Source organism: Oleiphilus sp. HI0066, assembly GCF_001635725.1.
Window position 1 is genome coordinate 1 of the sequence record NZ_LWFH01000857.1, and the last position, 672, is coordinate 672.

Annotated in this window: 4 tRNA genes; all 4 read left to right on the plus strand. The window is 48.1% G+C overall.

The window, feature by feature from the left end:
* The first annotated feature begins 150 nt into the window (after positions 1-150).
* The 4 genes from A3738_RS09925 (at position 151) to A3738_RS09940 (ending at position 576) form a co-directional block, all read left to right on the plus strand.
* Positions 151-240 (plus strand) — tRNA-Ser (locus A3738_RS09925).
* A 20-nt stretch (positions 241-260) separates the two neighbouring features.
* A tRNA-Arg gene (locus tag A3738_RS09930) sits at positions 261-337 on the plus strand.
* A gap of 41 nt (positions 338-378) precedes the next feature.
* A tRNA-Arg gene (locus tag A3738_RS09935) sits at positions 379-455 on the plus strand.
* 44 nt (positions 456-499) lie between these two features.
* Positions 500-576, plus strand: a tRNA-Arg gene (locus A3738_RS09940).
* Positions 577-672: the final 96 nt, after the last annotated feature.

Genomic DNA, 672 nt, shown 5'->3' on the forward strand with positions numbered 1-672 from the left:
AAAGAATCCAGAAAGAGAAGTCCGATACTTCGGGTTCTGATGAGTAATTAGGCGAATCGTTTATTCCCTGATCGATCCTCTGAAAAAACAGGAAATAAACGAAATTGGCGCTTGGCATTTAATATTTTTTTGGTATTATACGCCGCGTCTGGAGAGATGGCCGAGTGGCTGAAGGCGCACCCCTGCTAAGGGTGTATGGGTTTACGCCCATCGAGGGTTCGAATCCCTCTCTCTCCGCCATGACACCTTTTTGAAGATACGCGGCTGTAGCTCAGCTGGATAGAGTACCTGGCTACGAACCAGGCGGTCGGAGGTTCGAATCCTCCCAGCCGCGCCACTTCAAACCTACCTTAAGTTGTACCTTGATTTTTATAAGATGCGGCTGTAGCTCAGTTGGATAGAGTATCTGGCTTCGAACCAGGTGGTCGTAGGTTCGAATCCTACCAGCCGTGCCACACCCCTTTTAATCAAGTGTTTCGGTTTATGACCGAACCATTGCGCGGCTGTAGCTCAGCTGGATAGAGTACCTGGCTACGAACCAGGCGGTCGGAGGTTCGAATCCTCCCAGCCGCGCCACTTTCCCCTAATTTGTTTCGAACGACATGACGTGTCGTTATAAATTTTATTATTGGCCTTAGTTTTCAGGGAGGTCAAATCATGAAATTTAAAAAT